The sequence below is a fragment of the Jongsikchunia kroppenstedtii DSM 45133 genome, from assembly GCF_000380485.1.
Taxonomy (GTDB): domain Bacteria; phylum Actinomycetota; class Actinomycetes; order Mycobacteriales; family Mycobacteriaceae; genus Jongsikchunia; species Jongsikchunia kroppenstedtii.
On sequence record NZ_AQYG01000051.1, the window covers coordinates 119,627 to 140,677 of the forward strand.

Sequence of the window (21,051 nt, forward strand, 5' to 3'; positions counted from 1 at the left end):
CGGGTCAGGTCGGCCGCCAGGATCTGCCACGACGCCGTACCCGGCCGATACCAGGACCGCGCGTGCGATACCACGATCATGTTGCCCGGCAACGCATCCCGAAGCCAGCTCGTCGCCACGCCGCTGCCGTGCACGACGAAGTCGATGATCGCCGTGGCGTTTTTCGCGCGATACCGGCGAACCGTGTAGTTGCGGCCGGGCACCACGACCCCGGGATCGTGATAGCCCCACACCCCGTTGCGCAGTTCCATGGGCGGCGGCACCTCGGCGTTATCGGCCGGAAAGTACAGCCCGAGCGCATCGTCGCCCTGGTCTGGCATGACGATGCGGTCCGGATCAGTGAGGTGCAACCAGATTCGGGTCATCCGTGGCGACAACCGTTCGATGTCGGTCACGGTCCCGTACGACCATGTCATAAGGGTACCCTAACTTAGGGTGTCAACCCCGCTGGCCAGCGAGACGAACCTACTGGTGACGTCATATGCGCGGGGCACTATCCTTGGCCATGCAGCTGGTTCACCGCGCCCCCGGGGCGCGGTGTCGAGCGGGTGTCAACGCACTCGTGAGAGGGAACTCGGTGAGAATCCGAGACTGTCCCGCAGCGGTATGCCGGAACGACCGCCGTCATCAGCACTGGGTACCAGCCCGGGAAGCGACGGCCAGTAGGCCCACACGATCAGTGTTCGCCGGTAAGTCCGAAGACCTGCCAGGTGTGCCGGGTGCGCCGCACCCGGCGGTCTGCCGCCTCGTGGACTGGGTGTGTGGCCGTCGAGTGTCAGCCGATCCGTCGCGTGGCGGACCGGTCGCTGGGCGTTCCATGCATCCGTAGGCGGTGGGCAACCAACGCAACACGGAAGACACATCGACCATGGGAAACGCCGAGAAAACTGGCACCACACCCGATTTCACCACCACCGTCACCGGATCGGCCCGCGTCGGCCGGGGTCGCGAGCTCAAGAAGGCCACCGAGGCCTACTGGGCGGGCACCATCGACCAGCAGAGTCTGCTGGACACCGCGGCAACGCTGCGCCGCGAGAACTGGTCCGGCCTGCTGCGCGCCGGCCTGGACTCCGTTCCGGTGAACACCTTCTCGTTCTACGACCAGGTGCTCGACACCGCCGTGCTGCTGGGCTGCCTCCCGCCGCGGTTCGACGGCATCGCCGACGACCTGGACCGCTACTTCGCGGCCGCCCGCGGTAGCGACACCGTGCCGCCGCTGGAGATGACCAAGTGGTTCGACACGAACTACCACTACCTCGTTCCGGAGATCTCGGACACCACCACGTTCTCGCTGCATCCGGAGAAGGTCCTCGGCGAGATCGCCGAGGCGGTGGCGCTGGGCATGCCCGTGCGTCCCGTCGTCATCGGGCCGATCACCTTCCTGCGACTGGCGAAGGCCGTCGACGGGGCCGGCGACCCGATCGGTCGCGTTGATGAGCTGATCGGGCTGTACGTCGACCTGCTGACCAAGCTGGCGCAGGCCGGTGCGGCGTGGGTGCAGCTCGACGAGCCGACGCTGGTCACCGACCTCGACGAGGAGGCCCTGCGCGCGGTCACGCGGGCCTACAAGGCGCTGGCCGCCGACTACGAGCGCCCGGCCATCGTCGTCAGCTCCTACTTCGGCGATCTGGGACCCGCCCTGCCGGTCCTGGCTGCGACGCCGATCGAGGCCATCGGCATCGACCTGGTGTACGGCGACGGCGATGCCGTGGCCGGCGTCCCTGAGCTGGCGTCCAAGCTGCTGGTCGCCGGTGTCGTCGACGGCCGCAACATCTGGCGCGCCGATCTCGACGCCGCACTGGCAAAGCTCGGCACCCTGCTGGGTTCGGCTCGCGCCGTCGCGGTGTCGACGTCGTGCTCGACGCTGCATGTGCCGTACTCGCTCGGCGCCGAGTCGGGGCTGGATGACAATCTGCGCGGCTGGCTGGCGTTCGCGGACGAGAAGGTCGACGAGGTGGTGACCCTCTCCCGCGCGTTGCGGCATGGACGCGACACCGTGTCCGCCGAGTTCGCCGCGGCCCGCGCCGCCCTGGCGACCCGGGCGACCGATCCGCGGCTGCACAACGACGAACTACGGGCTCGCCTGGCCGCACTCGGCGACGACGCCGCCACGCGCGGTGACGCCGAGGCCCGCCGTGCGGCGCAGCGCGAGCGCCTGGGCCTGCCGGTGCTGCCGACCACCACGATCGGCTCGTACCCGCAGACGGTCGAGATCCGCCGCGCCCGTGCTGAATTGCGCTCCGGCAAGATCAACAACGCGGGCTACCGGCAGCGCATGCGGGACGAGATCGCCGCGGTGATCAAGCTGCAGGAAGAGCTGGACATCGACGTGCTGGTGCACGGCGAGCCCGAGCGCAACGACATGGTGCAATATTTCGCCGAGCAGCTCGACGGCTTCTTCGCGACGCAGAACGGCTGGGTGCAGTCCTACGGCACCCGCTGCGTGCGCCCGCCGATCCTGTTCGGTGACGTCACCCGGCCGCACCCGATGACCGTCGAATGGATCTCGTACGCGCAGTCGCTCACCAACCGGCCGGTGAAGGGCATGCTGACCGGGCCCGTGACGATCCTGGCGTGGTCGTTCGTCCGTGACGATCAGCCGCTGGCCGACTCGGCGGACCAGGTTGCGCTGGCGATCCGGGACGAGACGGTGGACCTGGAGGCCGCCGGTACCATGATCATTCAGGTCGACGAGCCGGCACTGCGCGAGCTGCTGCCGCTGCGCGATGCGGACAAGGCCGCGTACCTGGAGTGGGCGGTGCATGCGTTCCGGCTGTCGACGTCGGGCATCGCGGACTCGACGCAGATCCACACGCACCTGTGCTACTCGGAGTTCGGCGAGGTCATCAACGCGATCGCCGATCTGAACGCCGATGTGACGTCCATCGAGGCGGCTCGCTCGGCGATGGAGGTGCTGGACGACCTGAATGGGATCGGCTTCTCGAACGAGGTCGGCCCGGGCGTCTACGACATCCACTCGCCGCGCGTGCCGAGCATCGACGAGATCGCGACGTCGCTGCGACAGGCGCACAAGGCGGTTCCGGCGCAGCGGCTCTGGGTCAACCCGGACTGCGGCCTGAAGACCCGCAAGACGGATGAGGTGACCGCGGCTCTCGGCAACCTGGTCGCCGCCGCCAAGCAGGTTCGGGACGAATTGGCCTGACCCACCGATGATCGCCGACGGGCGGGCCTGATCGGGCTCGCCCGCCGGCAGTCATGTCTGCCGTCGGCAATACCGGCCGAGATCAGAACGCCGCGAACATCGCCGCCATCGCGGCCGCCATCAGCACCTGACAGAGCGCTCCCGCGCTGTCGGTGGCCAGCACGCCTTCGCCGATACGGCGTCGACGCACCTCGAAATAGCGCAGCAGCCACCACAATCCGGCCGCCGTGAACACGATCGCGCAGGCCACGTCGATCCCCTGCGCCCAGCCCGGCAGGCCCGCGGACATCGACATCGAATGTCCGCCGCCACCGCTCATGTCCATGCCCGGCATCGAACTCACCCCTGACATGGAATCGCTTGCGCCACCATGGCTTCCGCTGGACGACCGATGAACGATGTCGCTGTCCATCACGATGTACATCCAGGCCATCGCGGCCATCATGACCACGTGATAGCCGCCGGTGAGCGGCGGGTAATGCCGGAACACGGTGATCACCAGGTACCAGACGCCGAAGGCGACGAAGGCGATCCAGCCGACGGTCAGCGGCAGGTACATCGCGGACGGCCACACCATGTCGATCATGGCCAGCGCCATCGCGATGTGGATCACATGACTCACCACCGCGACGAGATTGTGTCGGTGACGCAGCGGATTGACCGCGCAGAGGGCGATGGCCGCCACCAATCCGACGGTCAGAACCCAGCGCAGCTGCGGGTCAGAGATCATCGGGCGCCGGCCATCTCGTCGGCCTCCGGAACCTCACGTTCGGTCTTGGTGGCGTCAGCCGCGGACTCGGGCCGTTCCGGGCTCGCGGGCCGTCGCGACCACACGCCGTAGAGCACGTCGCCGATGACGAACGCCGCCAATGAGATGCCGAACAGCGGTGCATACCAGCCGATCACGGCCAGCAGGACGACCACGACCACCGCTTCGACGGGCTTGAGCTCCGCCAGGGCGCCGCGCCCCGGAGCTCGGGGCAGGCCACCCGGTCGACTCCGGCTCCGCCGCGTCGGCCGCCGCTTCCACCACATGCGATAGCCCCGCACGATCACAGTGATCAATCCGATCATCAACAGCGCCAGCGCAATCTGATTCGCGATGCCGAACAGGATCCCCATGTGCGCGTCGATAGCCCAGTTGGTCATCTTCGCCATGAACGGCCACGACTTGAAGTCGACACGGTCGACCACCTTGCCGGTGGCGCCATCGACCGCGATGGCGTCGGCGCGCGTCGGCACCCGTCGCTTGCGCTCGACGACCTGCCAGGCCTGATCATCGGTCGTCGGCGGGGTCAGCCACATCGGGCCCTGCATACCCTCACGTTGCGCGGTGCCCCACACGGTATCGAGCCCCGCCATCGCCTGCTGCCGTGTCAACGGCGTTGCGGCACTGCTTATCCCGCCGCCGTGCTGGGCGTGCGCTCCCCCGCCGGCCGGACTGCCGCCCGCCGACGGATCGAGCGCGGCCGAGACCGATGGACTGCTCCACGTCAGCTCCGATCGCAGCTTCGCGATCGACTCACCGGCGTACCGCGACCAGGTCAATCCGGTGACCGACAGCCCCAGCAGCCCGACCAGCACAATGGTGCCCACCGCGCCGTGCCAGTTGAAAACCCTGCGGCGACTTCCTTTCTCGCCCTCGACGGCGGCCAGCCGCCGCAACCCGCCGTTGCGGCGGCGATGCGCGACCCACATCGCCAGGCCGCCGAGCGATATCAGCCACATCCAGCTCGCGGCCAACTCGCTGTAATTGCGGCCGACATCGCCGAGGTGCAGGTTCCGGTGGAATTCGTCGAACCAGGCCCGGATCGGCAGCCACTGGCCGTAGGTGGTCAGGGTGCCGCGGACGTCGGCGGTGTACGGGTCGACGAAGACCGTCTTGGAGTAGCCCTCCTTCACCCCCGGCGCGGACATGCTCACCTGCGTGGTCTCGTTCGCGGCGGTCGGCGGCCGGATGCTAACGACCGTGCCCTCCGGATGCGCCGACATCGCGGCCTGCACCTGCTCGGACATCGGCAGCCGATGGTCGCCGACATGATCGACCTTCAACTCGTGCCGGAACACGATCGGATCGAGCTGCGGGGTCAGCGTGTATAGCAGGCCGGTGATCGCCGCGATCAGGATGAACGGCCCGACCAGCATGCCGCCGTAGAAGTGCAGACGCAGTATCAGGGGCCGGATGCGTTGCCACATCCCACGATCAGCCGGCGTATCCGAGATCTCCGGCTCGCCCGTTCCGAACCCGTTCGTCATCCCCACCTTGCTCCTTAGCCATGGAATCGCTCCATGCACTAGTCGCAGGGGTGACGGGATTAGTTCCCGGTCAGTCCCGATTCGTCACGCCCCACAACCGCCGTCGGTGCGAAGTTGCGCAGCCGCAGGCTGTTCGAGACGACGAAGAACGACGAGAACGCCATCGCGGCACCGGCAATCAACGGATTGAGCAGCCCCGCCGCGGCGATCGGGATGGCCGCGACGTTATAGCCGAAGGCCCAGAACAAGTTGGTATGAATGGTCTTTCGCGTTGCCCGGGCCAATCCGAGCGCCTCGGGCACAGTATCGAGGCTGCGACGCACCAGAATGATGTCCGCCGCGCCGATCGCGACGTCGGTGCCGCGGCCGATCGCCAGACCCAGGTCCGCCGTCGCCAGCGCGGGACCATCGTTGATGCCGTCGCCGACCATCGCGACCACGCGACCCTCGTCACGCAGCCGCCCGATGACGTCGACCTTGCCGTCGGGCAGAACCTCCGCGTGCACCACCGCGATGCCGACCTCGTCGGCGATCGCGCGCGCGGCCGACAGGTTGTCACCAGTCAGCAGCACCGTCTGATATCCCTGCCGATGCAGCTCGGCGACCGCCGACGCGGCGGAGTCCTTCACCGTGTCCGACACCGTGATCGCGGCGCACAGCACGTCGTCGACCGCGACGTAGACGACCGTATGGCCGTCCGCCTCGGCAGACTTTCGATGCCGGGCCAGCTCGGCGGGGACGGCGCGTCCGGAGGCGACCCAGCGCGGATTGCCCACGACGACAACCCGATCGGCCACTGTCGCCTGCACTCCGCGCCCCGGATCGACCACGAAATCATCGATCGCGCCCGCGTCGATCAACCCGTCGTTCTCCGCCGCACGCACGATCGCTTGCGCGACAGCGTGTTCCGATGCCGACTCCACCGCAGCGGCCAGCGCCAGTACCTCGTCGCGTCGATAGCCGGCGGCGACCACCAGGTCGGCGACCGCGGGCTCGCCGTTCGTGAGGGTCCCCGTCTTGTCGAAGACGACCGTGTCGACGGACCGGGTGGCGTCGAGGGCGTCGTGCCCCTTCAAGAAGATTCCGAGCTGGGCGCCGCGGCCGGAGGCGACCATCAACGCGGTCGGGGTCGCGAGCCCGAGCGCGCACGGGCAGGCGATCACCAGGACCGCGAGGGCGGCCGAGATCGCGTGATCGAGCGAGCCGCCCGCCGCCAGCCAGGCGCCCAGGGTGAGTACTGCCAGACCGATCACGCAGGGCACGAAGATGTTCGACACCCGGTCCGCGAGCCGCTGGGCACCGGCCTTGCCGGACTGCGCCTCCTCGACCAGCCGCACCATCGCCGCGTACTGGGTATCCGGCCCGACCGCGGCCGCCTCGACGATCAGCCGCCCGTCGAGCGCGACCGTGCCGCCGATCACCGAGGCACCGACCTCTGCGGGCACCGGCCGCGATTCGCCGGTCATCGCGCTCATGTCGATCAGCGACGCACCCTCGATCACCAGGCCGTCGGCCGCGATGGTCTCGCCGGGGCGGACGACGAACTTCTGCTGTTCGGCGAGCTCCTCCACCGGGATCCGCATCTCGGACCCGTCGCGCAGCAGCACCGCCACGTCGCGGGCGCCGAGCGCCGCCAATGCGCGCAGGGCACCGCCGGCCGTCGACTTGGCTCGCGCCTCGAAATACCGGCCGGCGAGGACCAACACCGTGACGCCGGCCGCCACCTCGAGGTAGATCGAGTCGGCCGACATGATCGCGCGCCAGACGCCGTGGTGCTCCGGGTTCGTATCGGTCCGCCCGGCTGCCATCGTGTACAGCGACCAGCCGGTCGCCGACAGCACGCCCAGCGAGATGAGCGTCTCCATCGATGCCGTGCCGGACCGCAGATTCTTCAGCGCCACCCGGTAGAACGGCCAAGCGCACCACGTCAGGATCGGGGCGGCGAGCACGAGCAGAATCAGCTGCCAGCCGGCGAACCGCGTGGCCGGGACCGCGGCGAACATCACCGACAGGTCGGCGAGCGGGAAGGCCAGGACCAGCGCCACCACGAATCGGCGGAACAGTCCGCGGGCGTGGTCGGCGTCGGGATCGTCGAGCAGACCGGTGGTGCTCCTGGCCCGGGGCGCGGCGTCGTATCCGGCATCCCGGACCACCTCGCAGAGGCCGTCCGCAGTGACATCGCCCTCGGCGTCGACGGTCGCCGTGCGGGTGGCCAGATTCACCGACGCCCGGACCCCGTCCAGCTTGTTCAGCTTGCGCTCGACGCGTGCGGCACAGGCACCGCAGGTCATTCCGCTCACCTGGAGCTGGATCCGACGGTTCACCGCTTCAGCGGCGCCCACCTCCGGCGCGGCGTCGACAACGGTCACGGTGTTCGGTCCTTCGATCTCGTGCTGTACAGGGCTCGTGCAGTACAGGGTCACCCGTGCCAGTAGTCGTGAGGGGGTGCCGTCTGGTTCCCGGCGTCCACGATACGGTTGGCGCGTGACGAGGAAGGACGACCAGCGGGTCACGGAGCTGGCATTGCGTGCCGGCGCCGGCGATGCTCGCGCGATCGAGCTCTTCGTCGAGGCCACCTACCAGGACGTTTGGCGGTTCTGCTGCCACCTGCAGGATCCCTCCCGTGCCGACGACCTGACGCAGGAGACGTTCATCCGCGCGCTCGGCTCCCTGGGCCGATTCGCCGGCCGGTCCAGCGCACGCACCTGGCTGCTGTCCATCGCCCGGCGCACCGTGGTCGATCACATCCGCTACGAGACGTCGCGCCCACCGGCCGCCCATCACGACCACGATGAGACGCATCCGGCCGAACTCCATCATCGGCAGAGCCGCCATGAGGAGCAGGTCGAATGGGCCATGCTGATCGACGGCCTCGATCCGGAACGGCGCGAGGCCTTCCTCCTGACGCAGTTGCTCGGACTGTCCTATGCCGAGGCCGCCGAGGTCTGCGGCTGCCCGATCGGCACGATCCGCTCCCGGGTTGCCCGCGCCCGCGATGACCTGCTGGCCGCGCACACCGCGGACGAACGCAAATTCGGCTGACGGACAACCACTTTCGCGGTCAGACCCGCACGATCACCGACGACTGCGCGCCAGTTCGGCCAGCATCTCGTTGTATGCCTCGAGCTCGGTGTCCGCGTAGCGATCCGCGTGCCGATCCGCCCGCGCAGCCGCCCGCCGGTCGGTGCTCATCCACTGCGACACGAGGGCGATCACGACGATGACGACCGGGACTTCGCTGGTGCCCCAGGCGATTGCGCCGCCGAGGAACTGATCGTGCTGCAGGTCGGTCACCCATGGCAGGTCGAGGCTGCGATAGAAGTTCCCGCCGATGATCGAGGACATCGTCATCGTCGCAATGCCGAAGAACGCGTGGAACGGCATGACCGCGAACAACACCCCGAGCCGCGCGAGGAACGGCAGCCGACGCGGGCCCGGATCGATGCCGATGATCGACCAGTAGAAGAGATAACCGGTGACGAGGAAATGGATGCTCATCGCCTCGTGCCCCCAGTGATAGCGCACCAGCACGTCGAACAGCGGCGTGAAGTACACCCCGTAGAGCGACACCACGAACAGGATCAGCGAGACGATCGGGTGAGTGAGGAACCGGCTCAGCGGCGAGTGCAGCACCCTGGTGATCCACTCGCGGGGCCCGGGCAGCGCCCCTTTGGCGGCCGTGGGCAATGCCTGCAGGGCCAACGTCACCGGGGCACCCAGCACCAGGAGCACCGGGATGAACATGTTGAGCACCATGTGCTCCACCATGTGGACGCTGAACATCGCCATGCCGTAGGTGCGCAGCCCCGAACTCGACGTCACGATCAGCGACGCGCAGCCCAGCATCCAGGACAGCGTCCGCCAGCGCGACCAGGCCGTCCCTGCTCGGCTCAGCCGCCGAATCCCGATGACGTACAACACGATCGCGGCGGCCGCGGCCACGGCGATCAGCAGGTCGAAACGCCACATGCCCGCGATCGACGCCAGACCCGGCCGGTGCGTCAGCCGGTACCCGAGATAGACATCCCAGGCCGTGAAGCGATGCGCCAACAGCGCCGTTGCCGTGCGGGTGTCGGCGACCGCAACGCCCGCGTAGACCGCGAACCCGACGCCGATGGCCGACACCGAGGCGCCGCCGAGTCCGCCGCGCCGCCGCCCGATCAGATCGAGGCCGAGCAGCAGCACCAGTCCGGCAACGACCATGAGCGCCGCCAGACCGAACGCCGATGTCAGATGGTGCGGCGACACCAGGATCACGCCCAGCACCAGCGCATAGATCAGCGCGACGGCATTCGAGATCAGCACGACGAGACGGATCCGTCGCGCGGTCTGCGCCACGTCGGATGCCGCGGTATCCCGCGCCGACATCGCGGCGACCATCCGGACACCCATCGATATCGCGACGGCCAGGGCGAACACGATCGCCGCGGCGGTGCCGTAGTCGTGGTTCGGCCCCTGCCCGGCATTCCCGGCCACCGGCAGGGCGACCACCCCGATCGCCGCCGGCACCAGCAGCGGGACGTGGCTGGTCCAACTCAGGCCGAAGCGCGCGCAGATCGCGATCGCGGCGGCGCAGACCGCGGCCACCCCCCACGCGATGGCCTGCTCGGACGCGTCGATCAGCGGTCGCAGCACGGACGCATGCTCGGCCAGCCGACCCGCCGGCAGACCGGCGCGGTCGGCGGCGGTGATCACCATCATCGCGAGCGACACCACCGCCCAGGCCGGGGACGATCTTTCGATCAGCTGATGGGCGCGAAAGGTACCGACGTCGATCGACCCGTCCCGACCGGGACGCCCGGCGACGATCACGTAGATCAGCGCGCCCAGAACGAGCGCGCCGAGGCAGGCGCCGACGAAGTATCCGACGACCGCGGTGGTAGCGGTGAACACGCCCGGGTAGCTGTCGCCGGTCTCGCGATACTTTCCCGATCCGCAGATCTGGATACCCCAGGCGAGGGCGACAACCCCGGTGACGGCCAGGGCGGCGATCGCCGACGCGGGGCGTCGGCGCAAGAAGCGGATCACGCGGCGTCCGACCTCCGGGAGACGTGACCGACCGGACCGATATCCGTCGGGGACGCGAGGTCGTCGGTCACGTCGCCGCCACCGCTGTCGCTGCGCCACAGCATGATTGCGAAGACGACCGCCGCCAGGAGCGGGAGATGCGATGCCGCCCGCGCGGCCGTGACCTCACCGGCCACCAGATCGTGGAGCACATACGCCAGCAGGCAGGCGCAGTAGCCGACCAGGACGACCACGATGCCGGGCAGCGCCGCACGCCACCACGCGGCGACCATGCATGCGATGCCCAGCCCGAACATGATCGCGGTCGACTCGTTCATCAGGTGACGACCGTCGCCCATGCCGCCGCCATGGGACATGCCCATACCGAATCGCAGGCCTGCGGCCTGCGTGACGGCGAGCAGGACCACGACCAGCCCTGCCGCGCTCAGACCCCACCGGCCCAGCACCTCCAGGCGGCGGCGACGGACGTCGGCCGCCGACGGTCGCGGTTGCGTCTGCATGATCCGATCGGCCAATCCAGGATCGGGAGCGCCCAGCACCGAGTCGTCGGGCACGGTGAACCGGGCCGCCAGCAGGTACCAGCGCGCACAGTCGGCGCACTCCTCGAGATGCTCGTCGACGCGAGCCGCCGGCACCGGCTCGCGTTCGCCATCGATCCGGGCCGACAACGCCTCTCTGGCCACCGAGCACTTCATGGCTCCCCATTGTCCCTTCCGCCGCACGGCCTACTCCGCAGGCCCGCGTCTCCCGGTTCATGCAGGTGGAAGGCGCGTCACCATAGTTAGTCGGCAGCGGAGCCCGAACGGTTCCCGAGGGATGTCGGCCATTTCTTACGCGGGACGCATCACCGCAATCAGATCGCCCGGGGCGACCTCGGCGACCGTGCCGGAGATGACCAGCCGCTCGACGATGCCGCCGGTCTGCGTACCGATCGACGACTCCATCTTCATCGCCTCGATCGTGGCGATCGTGCCGCCCGGATCCACGCGGTCACCGGCGCCAACCAGCGGCTGCACCACGCCGCCGTACGGCGCCGCGACGTGCAGCGGATTCGTCGGGTCCGCCTTCTCGGCGCGCGGGATGTCCGCGGCGGTCGATCTGTCGAGGACCCGGACCGGGCGATGCTGGCCGTTGAACCGGAACATCACGGTGCGCATGCCTGCGGCATCCGGCTCCGAGATCGCCTCCAGCTCGATGAACACCTCGATGCCCGGCGACAGCCGCACACGGTGTTCTTCACCCGGATGCATGCCGTAGAAGTACAGCGAAGCAGGCAGCCGGTCCAATTGCCCGAATTCCGCGCGCCGGCCGTAGAACTGCCGCGCCGGCCCCGGGAACAGGATGTGGTTCAACGACACCCGACGTTCCAGCGATCCCGCGGGCAGCGCGGCCTGCTGTTCGTCCGTCACCGCCGCCGCGCCATTGGTGGCGGTTCGACCGGCCAGCGCCCGCGACCGCAGCGGCTCGGGCCAGCCGGCCGCCGGCGTACCCAACTCCCCTTCCAGGAAGCCGATCACCGAGTCCGGGATGTCATATGCCGACGGGTCCGCGGCGAAATCGTCGGCACTCACGCCGGCGCCGACCAGCGCCAGGGCCAGATCGCCCACGACCTTGGAGGTCGGGGTCACCTTGATGATGCGGCCGAGCAGGCGGTCGGCGTCGGCATACGCCTGCTCGATGTCCTCGAAACGGTGACTGAGGCCGAGGGCCTGCGCCTGCTGCCGCAGATTCGACAGCTGGCCGCCGGGGATCTCGTGCTTGTACACCCGCCCGGTCGGCGCCGCGATCCCCGATTCGAAGGGCGCGTACACCTGGCGTACCGCCTCCCAATACGGTTCCAGCGCGCACACCGCGTCCAGATCGAGCTCGGTCGGCCGGACGGTCCCCGCGCACGCGGCCACCAGTGCCGACATCGATGGCTGGCTGGTCCCGCCGGACAGCGGCGCGCTCGCCGCATCGACGGCGTCCACACCGGCGCCGATCGCGGCGAGATACGTACCCAGCTGCCCGCCCGCCGTGTCATGCGTATGCAGGTGCACCGGCAGGTCGAAGTTGCTCCGCAGCTCGTTCACCAAGGTGATCGCCGCGGCGGGACGCAGCAGACCCGCCATGTCCTTGATCGCGAGCATGTGGGCGCCGGCCTCGACGATCTGTTCGGCGAGCCGCAGGTAGTAGTCCAGCGTGTAGAGCTTCTCGCCCGGATGGCTGAGATCGCCGGTGTAGCACAGGGCCACCTCGGCCACCGGACCATCGCAGTCGCGCACCGCATCGATCGCCGTCCGCATCCGGTCGACGTTGTTGAGCGCGTCGAAGATTCGGAAGATATCGATCCCCGACGCCGCCGCCTCCTGCACGAAGGCCTTGGTGACCGCAGCCGGATACGGCTCGTATCCGACCGTGTTGTCGCCGCGCAGCAGCATCTGCAGACACAGGTTCGGCATCGCCGCGCGCAGCGTGTCCAGCCGCTCCCACGGATCCTCGTCGAGGAACCGCAGCGCCACGTCATATGTTGCGCCGCCCCAGCATTCGACCGACAGCAGCTGCGGAGTCAGCGCGGACACCGCGGGCGCCGCGACGGCCAGGCCCGAGGTGCGGATCCGGGTTGCGAGAATCGATTGGTGGGCATCGCGGAACGTGGTGTCCGTGACGGCGACCGCGTTCTGCACCCGCAACCGACGGCAGAACTCCTCGGGTCCGGTCTCCTGCAGCAATTGCCGGCTCCCTGACGCGGGGCTGCCCGACGGCAGCGTCGGCAGCTTGTCCCGCGGCCGCAGGGATGTCGGCCGCTCGCCGTGCGGTCGATTGACGACGACGTCGGCGAGATAGGTCAGCAGCCTGGTGCCGCTATCGGCCGAGGACGATGCCGCCAGCAGCTCCGGATGTCGTTCGATGAAAGCGGTGGTGAGCTTGGCGTCCCGGAAGTCGTTGCTCATCAACAACTCCCGCAGGAACGGGATATTGGTCGCGACGCCGCGGATCCGGAACTCCGTGATCGCCCGCAGGGCCCGCCGGCGGGACGCCTCGAAATCTGCGCCCCGGCAGGTGACCTTCACCAGCATCGAATCGAAATGCGCGGACACCTCGGTGCCCAGTCGAGCCGCGCCATCCAGACGGACCCCGTTGCCGCCCGGCGAGCGGTACGCGGTGATCCGTCCGGTGTCCGGCCGGAAACCGGCCGAGGGATCCTCGGTGGTGATCCGGCACTGCAGCGCGGCACCGTTGATACGAATCGAATCCTGGCGCAAGCCGATGTCGTCGAGTGTCTCCCCGGCGGCGATCCGCATCTGCGCGGCCACCAGATCGACACCGGTGATCTCTTCGGTCACCGTGTGTTCGACCTGGATCCGCGGATTCATCTCGATGAAGTAGTACGCCCCGGTCGCGTCCAGCAGGAACTCCACGGTGCCGGCCCCGCGATAGTGAATCGCCTCCGCGAATCGCACCGCATCATCGCAGATACGTTGCCGCAGCGCGGGATCCAGGTTCGGGGCCGGCGCCAGCTCCACGACCTTCTGGTGACGGCGCTGCACGCTGCAGTCACGCTCGAAGAGATGGATGACATTGCCGGCGCCGTCGGCGAGGATCTGCACTTCGATATGTCGCGGCTCGACCACCGCCTGCTCGATGAACACGGTGCCATCGCCGAAGGCCGACAACGCCTCTCGGGATGCCGCGGCGACCGCCTCGGCGATCTCCTCCGGGGCTTCCACTCGGCGCATACCACGACCACCGCCGCCTGCGACCGCTTTGACGAAGAGCGGATACCGCATCTCCGCCGTCTGCGTTATCAGGTCGTCGACGTCATCTGACGGTGCCGTGGATGCCAGCACCGGCAGTCCCGCCGACTTCGCGGCGGCGATGGCCGTGGACTTATCACCGGTCAGCCGCAGGATGTCGGCGTCCGGACCGATGAAAGCTATTCCCGCCGCGGTGCATTCGGCCGCGAGCTGGGGGTTTTCGGAAAGAAATCCGTAACCCGGGTAGACCGCGTCGGCGCCGGCCGACTGAGCCGCGTCGACCACCTCGGGCACCGAAAGATAGGCCCGCACGGGGCGGCCGCGCTCACCGATCTCATACGACTCATCGGCACTGGTCCGATGATCGGAATGCCTGTCTTCCCAGGGATATATCGCGACGGTATCCGCACCGAGCTCATGGGCGGCCCGGATAGCACGTACCGCGATCTCGCCACGATTGGCGATCAGGATCTTGCTGAACATCAGACGGCGACTGCCCGCTGCGGTACGCCCGCGTATTCGGCCAGCGGACGGATGAGCGAGTTGGCCGCGGTCTGCTCCATGATGTGCGCGGTCCACCCGGTGATCCGGCTCATCACGAAGATCGGGGTGAACATCGGGATGTCGAAGCCCATCAGGTAGTAGGCCGGACCGGTCGGGAAATCCAAATTCGGCTTGATGCCCGTGGCGTCGCCCATCTCCTTCTCGAGCGCCCCGTAGATTTCGAGCCAGCGCCGATCGCCGTAGTGCTCGGTCATCTCGACGAAGGACGCCTTCATCGTCGGCACCCGCGAGTCGCCGTTCTTGTAGACCCGGTGACCGAAGCCCATGACGACATCCTTGCGAGAAAGCTTGTCGCGCATCCATTCCCGTGCGGTGTCTGCGACCGATCGGCTCGGGTCGGCCTGATGCAGAGCCTCGATGGTCAGCATGTCATGCATGACGGCCTCGTTCGCGCCGCCATGCAGCGACCCCTTGAGGGCGCCGATGGCCGCGGTGACCGCGCTGTAGATGTCCGAACGGGTGGAGGTGACGACCCGAGCCGCGAAGGTCGACGCGTTGAAACTGTGCTCCGCGTACAGGATCATCGAGCTGTTGAATGCCTTGACGACGGCCGGGTCGGGCACCTCGCCGAAGCACATCCGCAGGAAGTTCTCCGAGTAGCCGAGGTGGCTGTGCGGCGCAATGGGATCCAGTCCCTGCCTGCGACGCATGTCGGCGGCGACCACCGTCGGCAGCACCGCGAACATCCGCAGCGCTTTGGCGAAATTCGCCGACTCGCTGGGATCGTCCTCTTCGTCGTCCTCGGCGCCCAGATAGCTGATCGCGGTCCGCACGACGTCCATCGGGTGACAGGTCTCGGGCAGGTGTCCCAGCAGCGACGCCAGCGAGCGCGGCACGCGCCGCGACGCCCGCTCCCGCTCACAGAGCAGCGCCAACTGCTGCGGGCTCGGTAATTCGCCATGCCAGAGCAGGTATGCGACCTGCTCGAAGCTGCAATGCTCCGTGAGATCCTGCACCGGATAGCCGCGGTAGGTCAGCGTGTTGGTCTCGGCGAAGACCTTGGAGATGGTGCTGGTGTCGGCGACGACGCCGGCCAAGCCCTTCTTGATGGGTGCTTCGGTGGTCGTCATGCCCCGGCCTCCAGTTGGAAGTTGAACAGTGATTGGTCGAAGTCGTTGTAGCGCTGGTAGTTCAGGCGTTCGTACAGTTCGCTGCGATGCTGCATCTGGTCCAGCAGCGCCTCCTGGGTGCCGGACTCGCGGATCTCCACAAGGCCCTGCTCGGCGGCGAACATCGCCAAGCGCAGCGTGGTGACCGGGTAGATCACCGCGTTGAACCCGATGTCCTGCAACCGCTTTGCCGGGATCAGCTTCGACTTGCCGAACTCCGTCATGTTCGCCAGCAGGGGAACATCCACCGCCGCACGGAAGGCCGCGAACTCCGATTCGTCGGCGAGCGCCTCGGTGAAGATGAGGTCGGCGCCGGCGTCCCGGTAGGCCTTGGCGCGCTGGATCGCGGCGCCGAGACTCTCGACACCGCGCGCATCGGTGCGCGCACAGATCACGAAATTGTTGTCCCGCCGCGCGTCGACCGCGGCGCGAATCCGCTGCACCATCACGTCCGTCGGCACCACGGCCTTGCCGTCGAGATGGCCGCAACGCTTGGGGTTGACCTGATCCTCCAGGTGGAGGCCGGCCAGCCCCGCATCCTCCAGGAACGACACCGTGCGCGCGGCCGACATCGGCTCACCGAATCCGGTGTCGGCGTCGATGAGGGCGGGAAGCTCTGTCGCCCTGGCGATCTGCCGACCGCGTTCGGTCACCTCGGAGAGCGTCGTGAGCCCGATGTCGGGCAGTCCGAGATCGGCCGAGATCACCGCGCCCGAGATGTACACCCCCTCGAAGCCGGCCCGCTCGACGGACTTGGCCACGAGCGGCGAGAACGCGCCCGGCAGCTGCTGAATCACGCCAGATGCCAGACCTTTTCGGAACGCGACGCGCTTTTCTTCCGGCGTCGCGACCGATGACAGCAGTCCACTCATCAGAACAGTCCTTCCGGCAGCTTCGGCGCAGTGGCGAGAACGTCATCGCGCACCGCGACGGTCAGCTGCTCGAGCTCGCCCGGAGCCAACGACCGCAGGTTCGCCGCCGCGGCCAGGAACCGCTCCTGTTCGGCATCGTCGACGACGCCCTCGGCCAGCACCCGGAACTTGTTGACGTACTGCTCACGCGCGAACGGCCGGGCGCCCAGCGGATGCGCATCGGCGACCGCCAGCTCGTCCTCGATGGTCTCGCCGCTCTTGAGGGTGACGACGGCACGCGCGCCGAACGCCTTCTCCGCGGGGTCGGTCGAGTGGTAACGACGCGTCCACTCGGGATCCTCGACCGTCGAGATCTTGTTCCACAGCTCGACCGTGTCGGGGCGCTGCGCGCGCTCGGGCGCATAGGACTTCTGGTGATGCCAGGTGCCGTCCTGCAACGCGACCGCGAAGATGTACATCACCGAGTGATCGAGGGTCTCGCGCGAGGCCGTCGGGTCGAACTTCTGCGGATCGTTCGATCCGGTACCGATCACCACGTGGGTGTGGTTGCTGGTGTGGAGGACGATCGAGGCGATCTGGTCGAGATCCCCGATGCGGTCCCGCATCCGCCGGGCCAGATCGATCGGGGCCTGGCTCTGATACTCGGCCGAATGCTCCTTGGTGTACGAGTCCAGGATCGCGCGTTTGGCCTCGCCCGGGCCCGGCAGCGGCACCCGGTAGCGGGCTTCGGGGCCGTCCAGCATCCACGCGATGACGCCGTCCTCGCCCTCCCAGATCGGGGCCGGCGAGCCCTCGCCGCGCATCGCCCGGTCGACCGACTCGATGGCGACCTTGCCGGCCCATGCGGGGGCGTACGCCTTCCAGCTCGAGATCAGGCCCTTGCGGGACTGTCGAGTGGCCGTGGTGAGGTGCAGGGCCTGACCGATCGCCTGATAGATCGTGGGGACGTCCAGGTCGAGCAAGGTGCCGATACCGGCCGCCGCGCTCGGTCCCAGGTGCGCGACATGATCGATCTTGTTGCCGTGCAGGCAGATCGCCTTCACGAGATCGATCTGGATCTCGTAGGCGGTGGCCAGGCCGCGGACCAGTTGCTCGCCACCGATTCCCTTGTGCTGGGCGGCTGCCAACACGGGCGGGATGTTGTCGCCGGGGTGCGAGTACTCGGCCGCCAGGAAGGTGTCGTGGAAGTCCAGCTCGCGGACGGCGACGCCGTTGGCCCAGGCGGCCCATTCCGGCGAGAACCGGCCGGGGACGCCGAACACGGTCGCGCCCGGCTTATACGGATGGGTCAGCGCCTGCTGCCGGGCGGCGGTCACGGGGCGACGGATGACCGAAGCGGCCGAGACCGCGGCGTTGTCGATGACGCGGTTGATGATCATCTCGGCGGTGTCGTCACCGACCGCCACGGGGTCGGCGGCGACCTCAGCGATCTTCCAGGCGAGATGTTCGGTGGTCGGGAACTCTTCGGCCGACCGGCGGGTACGTACGTCATGGATCTGCATGATTTGCACGTTACGCAGCGCGCAAGATCCGGGAAACCCGTTGCAAATGCGTATTCCAGCGTATTTTCGCCAAGCATTTTGCAAACGTTGTGGACGCGTATTCTGAGACAATGGCCAAGACGTTCATCGGCGCCCGATTGCGACGGTTGCGCGCCGAACAGTCGTTGTCACAGGCGCAGCTGGCCCGCTCCGTCGGCCTGTCGACCAGCTACGTCAACCAGCTCGAGAACGACCAGCGTCCGGCGACCGTCCCCGTGCTGATGAAGCTGACCGCCGCGTTCGAGGTCGACCTGCATTACTTCGCCGCGGATTCGGATGCGCGCCTGCTCGCCGATCTGACTCAGTTCTTCCATGAACATCCCGAACTGGGCAACACCGCGGACGCCGACATCGAGGAGCTGGTCTCCCGCATGCCGTCGGTGGCCCGCACACTGTTGACGTTGAGCCGCAACCAGATTCGACCCGATGCCGAGCAGACCACCGCCTTCGAACAGGTCCGCGATCTGTTCTACGACCGCGACAACCACATCGGCCCGCTCGACGATGCCGCCGAGGAACTGTTCACCGATGCGGGCCTTGCCGTCGGCGGCCTCGACATCCAGCTGGCCGACCTGCTGCGTTCCCGCTACGACATCACCACCGCGATCGAACCCGCGCCGCGCGGCGACTCGACGACGCGCCGCCGCTACGACCCGCGGTCCCGGGTGCTGACGCTTGCCCAGCACCTGCAGCCCGGCCAGCGCGCGTTCGAACTCGCCACCCAGCTCGCCTATCTGAGCCAGTCGGAGCTGATCGAACGCGAAATCTCCGCGGCGCGCGGACTCGCCCCGTCGTCGCTGTCGGTGGCGCGGGTCGGTCTGGCGAACTACTTCGCGGGCGCGCTGGTTCTTCCCTATGGCCGGTTCCTGGCCGCCGCCGAGTCGGCTCGCTATGACATTGACACCCTCTGCCGTGAGTTCGAGGTGGGCTTCGAGACCGTGTGCCACCGGTTGTCGACCCTGCAGCGTTCCGGCCAGCGCGGCGTGCCGTTCTTCTTCATCCGTACCGACCGGGCCGGCAACATCTCGAAACGGCAGTCGGCCACCGCCTTCCACTTCTCCCGGGTCGGCGGCAGTTGTCCGCTGTGGGTGATTCACGAGGCGTTCTCGACACCGGGCCGGCTACGCAGGCAGGTAGCGGAGATGCCGGACGGGCGGACCTATCTATGGGTGGCCCGGACCACCACCCCGTCCGGCAGCAGCTTTCTCAAGCCGGAGAAGACCTTCTCCATCGGTCTCGGCTGCGACATCGTCCATGCCCGCAAGCTGATCTATTCGGTCGGCCTCGATATCAGCGACCGGTCGACCGTGGTGCCCATCGGTCCCGGCTGCAAGACCTGCGAACGCAACGACTGCCCGCAGCGCGCCTTCCCGCAGCTGCATCATCCGATCGCGGTATCCGACGACCTCAGCAGTACGCTTCCGTACTCCTGATAGCTACAGCGCTCCCACGACTACAGTGCCTGACGATTACAGGTCTGCGGCGCCGGCGGTCGCTCGCCGGACTGTCTCGACAGCACGATGCCGGCGATGGTGACCGCGCCGACCGTCAGCACTGCCCCGAGCAGCATCGCCGACGCCTCCCCCGGTCTGAGCAGATGCAGCTGTTCGCCCAGCGCCGCCGCGCCGATGGGCACGCCGAGCTGTCCGCTGGCCAGCACCGATACCAGCGGCGGCTGTCGCAGCAATACCGGAACCAGATGGGCGGCCAGCGCCCCCGCGCCCAGCGCCACGCCGACCCCGATCATCGCCGGGTGGGTACCCAGCTCCCGCAGGTTGATCGAGGCGCCGAGCCAGACGAAGAAGAGTGGCCCGAAGAAGCCGTCGGCGACCGCGAACAGCTGACTCGCCAAACGCTGCGGTTCGCCGATCGCCGCCACGGCCAGCCCGCAGCCGAAGCCCGCCAGCATGATGGACACATGGGTCCAGGTCGCCAACGCGGCGACCGCGAACACCAGCACCAGGCTGATCCGCAGCTCCAGTTCCAGCTTCCGCCGCGTCGACAGAACGTCGAGCCGGTCGAACCGGCCGGCTTTCTGGATCCAGCGCAGCACCAGGTAGATGGCCATACAGGCGACGATGACCGCGCACGCCCCCAGCGCAGCGCGGCCGGCGTGCTTCGGATCGATCGCCAGCGGCAGCGCCACGATGCAGATCGTGTCGGCCAGGGCGACCTGCGGAACCATCCGCAGGACCGCATCCCCGGACAGTCCCAGCGAATCCACCACCGGCAGCACCAGCGCCGCCGACGAGGAGGCCATCAGCACCGCATAGAGCACTGCGTGACCGGTACCGAACGCGGTGGCGATGGCGACGCCGAGCGCCGCGGGCGGCCGCCGCAACCAGGACGAGCCGGATCGTGCCCGATTTGAGGCCGCCGATCACCCCCGGATCGCGCAGCGGAACATGCGTTCCGGCGACGAACATGACCAGAGCGAATCCGACATCGGCAAGAAACGTGAAGGTCGCGTCGCCGGTATGCAGAACGTCGAAGCCGGTGCGCCCGAAGACCGCGCCCGCGGCCAGCTCGCCGATGACGATCGGCATGGTGAGCCGCCTCGGCACCGCCAGCAGCGGTCCGGCCAGTCCCAGCACCACTACCAGCGCCAACGTCTCGAACGACATCTTCATAGCGTGCCATCGGCAACCGGCGGACACCCGCGAAATCTCGCAGGGTGACTGAGGAGTGCGTATCGGCGACCGCCCGGAAATGTTACCAAATGTGACGCGCATCACATTCACTATCTGGCCACTGCAAACACCCGGTTCATTCGCCTCATTC

The 21,051-nt window shown here is 68.1% G+C and carries 14 protein-coding genes, 1 pseudogene and 1 riboswitch; of the genes and pseudogenes, 4 read left to right on the forward strand and 11 right to left on the reverse strand.

What is annotated here, in order from left to right; translation table 11 throughout:
• Nucleotides 1-128: 128 nt before the first annotated feature.
• Nucleotides 129-416 (reverse strand): annotated as a pseudogene (locus tag G341_RS24205) (siderophore-interacting protein); the annotation flags it as partial.
• An 80-nt stretch (nt 417-496) separates the two neighbouring features.
• Nucleotides 497-725, forward strand: a riboswitch (cobalamin riboswitch).
• A gap of 143 nt (nt 726-868) precedes the next feature.
• Here G341_RS24205 and metE point away from each other — a divergent pair.
• Complete coding sequence (gene metE, locus G341_RS22535; protein ID WP_043452083.1) at nt 869-3,163, forward strand: 5-methyltetrahydropteroyltriglutamate--homocysteine S-methyltransferase; 2,295 nt, start codon at nt 869-871, stop codon at nt 3,161-3,163.
• 82 nt (nt 3,164-3,245) lie between these two features.
• Here the strand turns inward: metE and G341_RS23205 are convergent, their stop codons facing one another.
• The 3 genes from G341_RS23205 to G341_RS0118580 are packed head-to-tail and all read right to left on the reverse strand — an operon-like array spanning nt 3,246 to nt 7,788.
• Nucleotides 3,246-3,893 (reverse strand): DUF5134 domain-containing protein, encoded by a 648-nt coding sequence (locus G341_RS23205; protein ID WP_018180676.1) that lies wholly within the window; start codon nt 3,891-3,893, stop codon nt 3,246-3,248.
• Complete coding sequence (locus G341_RS0118575) at nt 3,890-5,419, reverse strand: PepSY-associated TM helix domain-containing protein (protein ID WP_018180677.1); 1,530 nt, start codon at nt 5,417-5,419, stop codon at nt 3,890-3,892. Before G341_RS0118575 ends, G341_RS23205 begins: the two co-directional genes overlap by 4 nt.
• Nucleotides 5,420-5,478: 59 nt before the next feature.
• Nucleotides 5,479-7,788, reverse strand: a complete 2,310-nt coding sequence (locus tag G341_RS0118580) for a heavy metal translocating P-type ATPase (RefSeq protein ID WP_018180678.1) — start codon at nt 7,786-7,788, stop codon at nt 5,479-5,481.
• A gap of 115 nt (nt 7,789-7,903) precedes the next feature.
• On the opposite strand from G341_RS0118580, the gene sigC reads away from it, so the two are divergent.
• A complete protein-coding gene (gene sigC, locus G341_RS0118585) occupies nt 7,904-8,461 on the forward strand; it encodes an RNA polymerase sigma factor SigC (RefSeq protein WP_018180679.1) in 558 nt (185 codons plus the stop codon).
• Between the two features lie 33 nt (nt 8,462-8,494).
• Here sigC and G341_RS0118590 read toward each other — a convergent pair whose 3' ends face one another.
• From G341_RS0118590 to prpD, 6 genes are all read right to left on the reverse strand, one after another.
• Nucleotides 8,495-10,447 (reverse strand): cytochrome c oxidase assembly protein, encoded by a 1,953-nt coding sequence (locus G341_RS0118590; protein WP_018180680.1) that lies wholly within the window; start codon nt 10,445-10,447, stop codon nt 8,495-8,497.
• Nucleotides 10,444-11,142 (reverse strand): zf-HC2 domain-containing protein, encoded by a 699-nt coding sequence (locus G341_RS22545; protein ID WP_018180681.1) that lies wholly within the window; start codon nt 11,140-11,142, stop codon nt 10,444-10,446. The genes G341_RS0118590 and G341_RS22545 overlap by 4 nt, the downstream gene beginning before the upstream one ends.
• 135 nt (nt 11,143-11,277) lie before the next feature.
• Nucleotides 11,278-14,667, reverse strand: coding sequence for a pyruvate carboxylase (locus tag G341_RS0118600; protein WP_018180682.1), 3,390 nt, complete (start codon nt 14,665-14,667; stop codon nt 11,278-11,280).
• Nucleotides 14,667-15,818 carry a bifunctional 2-methylcitrate synthase/citrate synthase gene (locus tag G341_RS0118605; RefSeq protein WP_018180683.1) on the reverse strand — a complete coding sequence of 384 codons (1,152 nt, stop codon included), beginning with the start codon at nt 15,816-15,818 and terminating at the stop codon, nt 14,667-14,669. Before G341_RS0118605 ends, G341_RS0118600 begins: the two co-directional genes overlap by 1 nt.
• Nucleotides 15,815-16,729: a methylisocitrate lyase gene (gene prpB, locus G341_RS0118610; protein ID WP_018180684.1), complete on the reverse strand. Its 915-nt coding sequence runs from the start codon at nt 16,727-16,729 to the stop codon at nt 15,815-15,817. Before prpB ends, G341_RS0118605 begins: the two co-directional genes overlap by 4 nt.
• A complete protein-coding gene (gene prpD, locus G341_RS0118615) occupies nt 16,729-18,231 on the reverse strand; it encodes a 2-methylcitrate dehydratase PrpD (protein ID WP_026303872.1) in 1,503 nt (500 codons plus the stop codon). Before prpD ends, prpB begins: the two co-directional genes overlap by 1 nt.
• A 110-nt stretch (nt 18,232-18,341) precedes the next feature.
• On the opposite strand from prpD, the gene G341_RS0118620 reads away from it, so the two are divergent.
• Entirely contained in the window at nt 18,342-19,703 is a 1,362-nt protein-coding gene (locus G341_RS0118620; RefSeq protein WP_018180686.1) for a short-chain fatty acyl-CoA regulator family protein, read from the forward strand.
• A 20-nt stretch (nt 19,704-19,723) separates the two neighbouring features.
• Here G341_RS0118620 and G341_RS22550 read toward each other — a convergent pair whose 3' ends face one another.
• Nucleotides 19,724-20,611 carry a cation:proton antiporter gene (locus G341_RS22550; RefSeq protein WP_342664842.1) on the reverse strand — a complete coding sequence of 296 codons (888 nt, stop codon included), beginning with the start codon at nt 20,609-20,611 and terminating at the stop codon, nt 19,724-19,726.
• Between G341_RS22550 and G341_RS24440 the strand changes: the two genes are divergently transcribed.
• Nucleotides 20,577-20,948 carry a hypothetical protein gene (locus G341_RS24440; RefSeq protein ID WP_018180688.1) on the forward strand — a complete coding sequence of 124 codons (372 nt, stop codon included), beginning with the start codon at nt 20,577-20,579 and terminating at the stop codon, nt 20,946-20,948. The two genes, G341_RS22550 and G341_RS24440, sit on opposite strands and share 35 nt — an antisense overlap.
• Nucleotides 20,949-21,051 lie beyond the last annotated feature (103 nt).

What these genes read in the sequence shown, in the direction of transcription:
- G341_RS0118620 (WP_018180686.1), top strand. Translation starts at nt 18,342, where the DNA reads ATGGCCAAGACGTTCATCGGCGCCCGATTGCGACGGTTGCGCGCCGAA.
- prpB (WP_018180684.1), bottom strand. Translation starts at nt 16,729, where the DNA reads ATGAGTGGACTGCTGTCATCGGTCGCGACGCCGGAAGAAAAGCGCGTC.
- G341_RS24440 (WP_018180688.1), top strand. Translation starts at nt 20,577, where the DNA reads ATGGCGACGCCGAGCGCCGCGGGCGGCCGCCGCAACCAGGACGAGCCG.
- prpD (WP_026303872.1), bottom strand. Translation starts at nt 18,231, where the DNA reads ATGCAGATCCATGACGTACGTACCCGCCGGTCGGCCGAAGAGTTCCCG.
- G341_RS22545 (WP_018180681.1), bottom strand. Translation starts at nt 11,142, where the DNA reads ATGAAGTGCTCGGTGGCCAGAGAGGCGTTGTCGGCCCGGATCGATGGC.
- G341_RS0118605 (WP_018180683.1), bottom strand. Translation starts at nt 15,818, where the DNA reads ATGACGACCACCGAAGCACCCATCAAGAAGGGCTTGGCCGGCGTCGTC.
- metE (WP_043452083.1), top strand. Translation starts at nt 869, where the DNA reads ATGGGAAACGCCGAGAAAACTGGCACCACACCCGATTTCACCACCACC.
- G341_RS0118600 (WP_018180682.1), bottom strand. Translation starts at nt 14,667, where the DNA reads ATGTTCAGCAAGATCCTGATCGCCAATCGTGGCGAGATCGCGGTACGT.
- G341_RS0118575 (WP_018180677.1), bottom strand. Translation starts at nt 5,419, where the DNA reads ATGACGAACGGGTTCGGAACGGGCGAGCCGGAGATCTCGGATACGCCG.
- G341_RS23205 (WP_018180676.1), bottom strand. Translation starts at nt 3,893, where the DNA reads ATGATCTCTGACCCGCAGCTGCGCTGGGTTCTGACCGTCGGATTGGTG.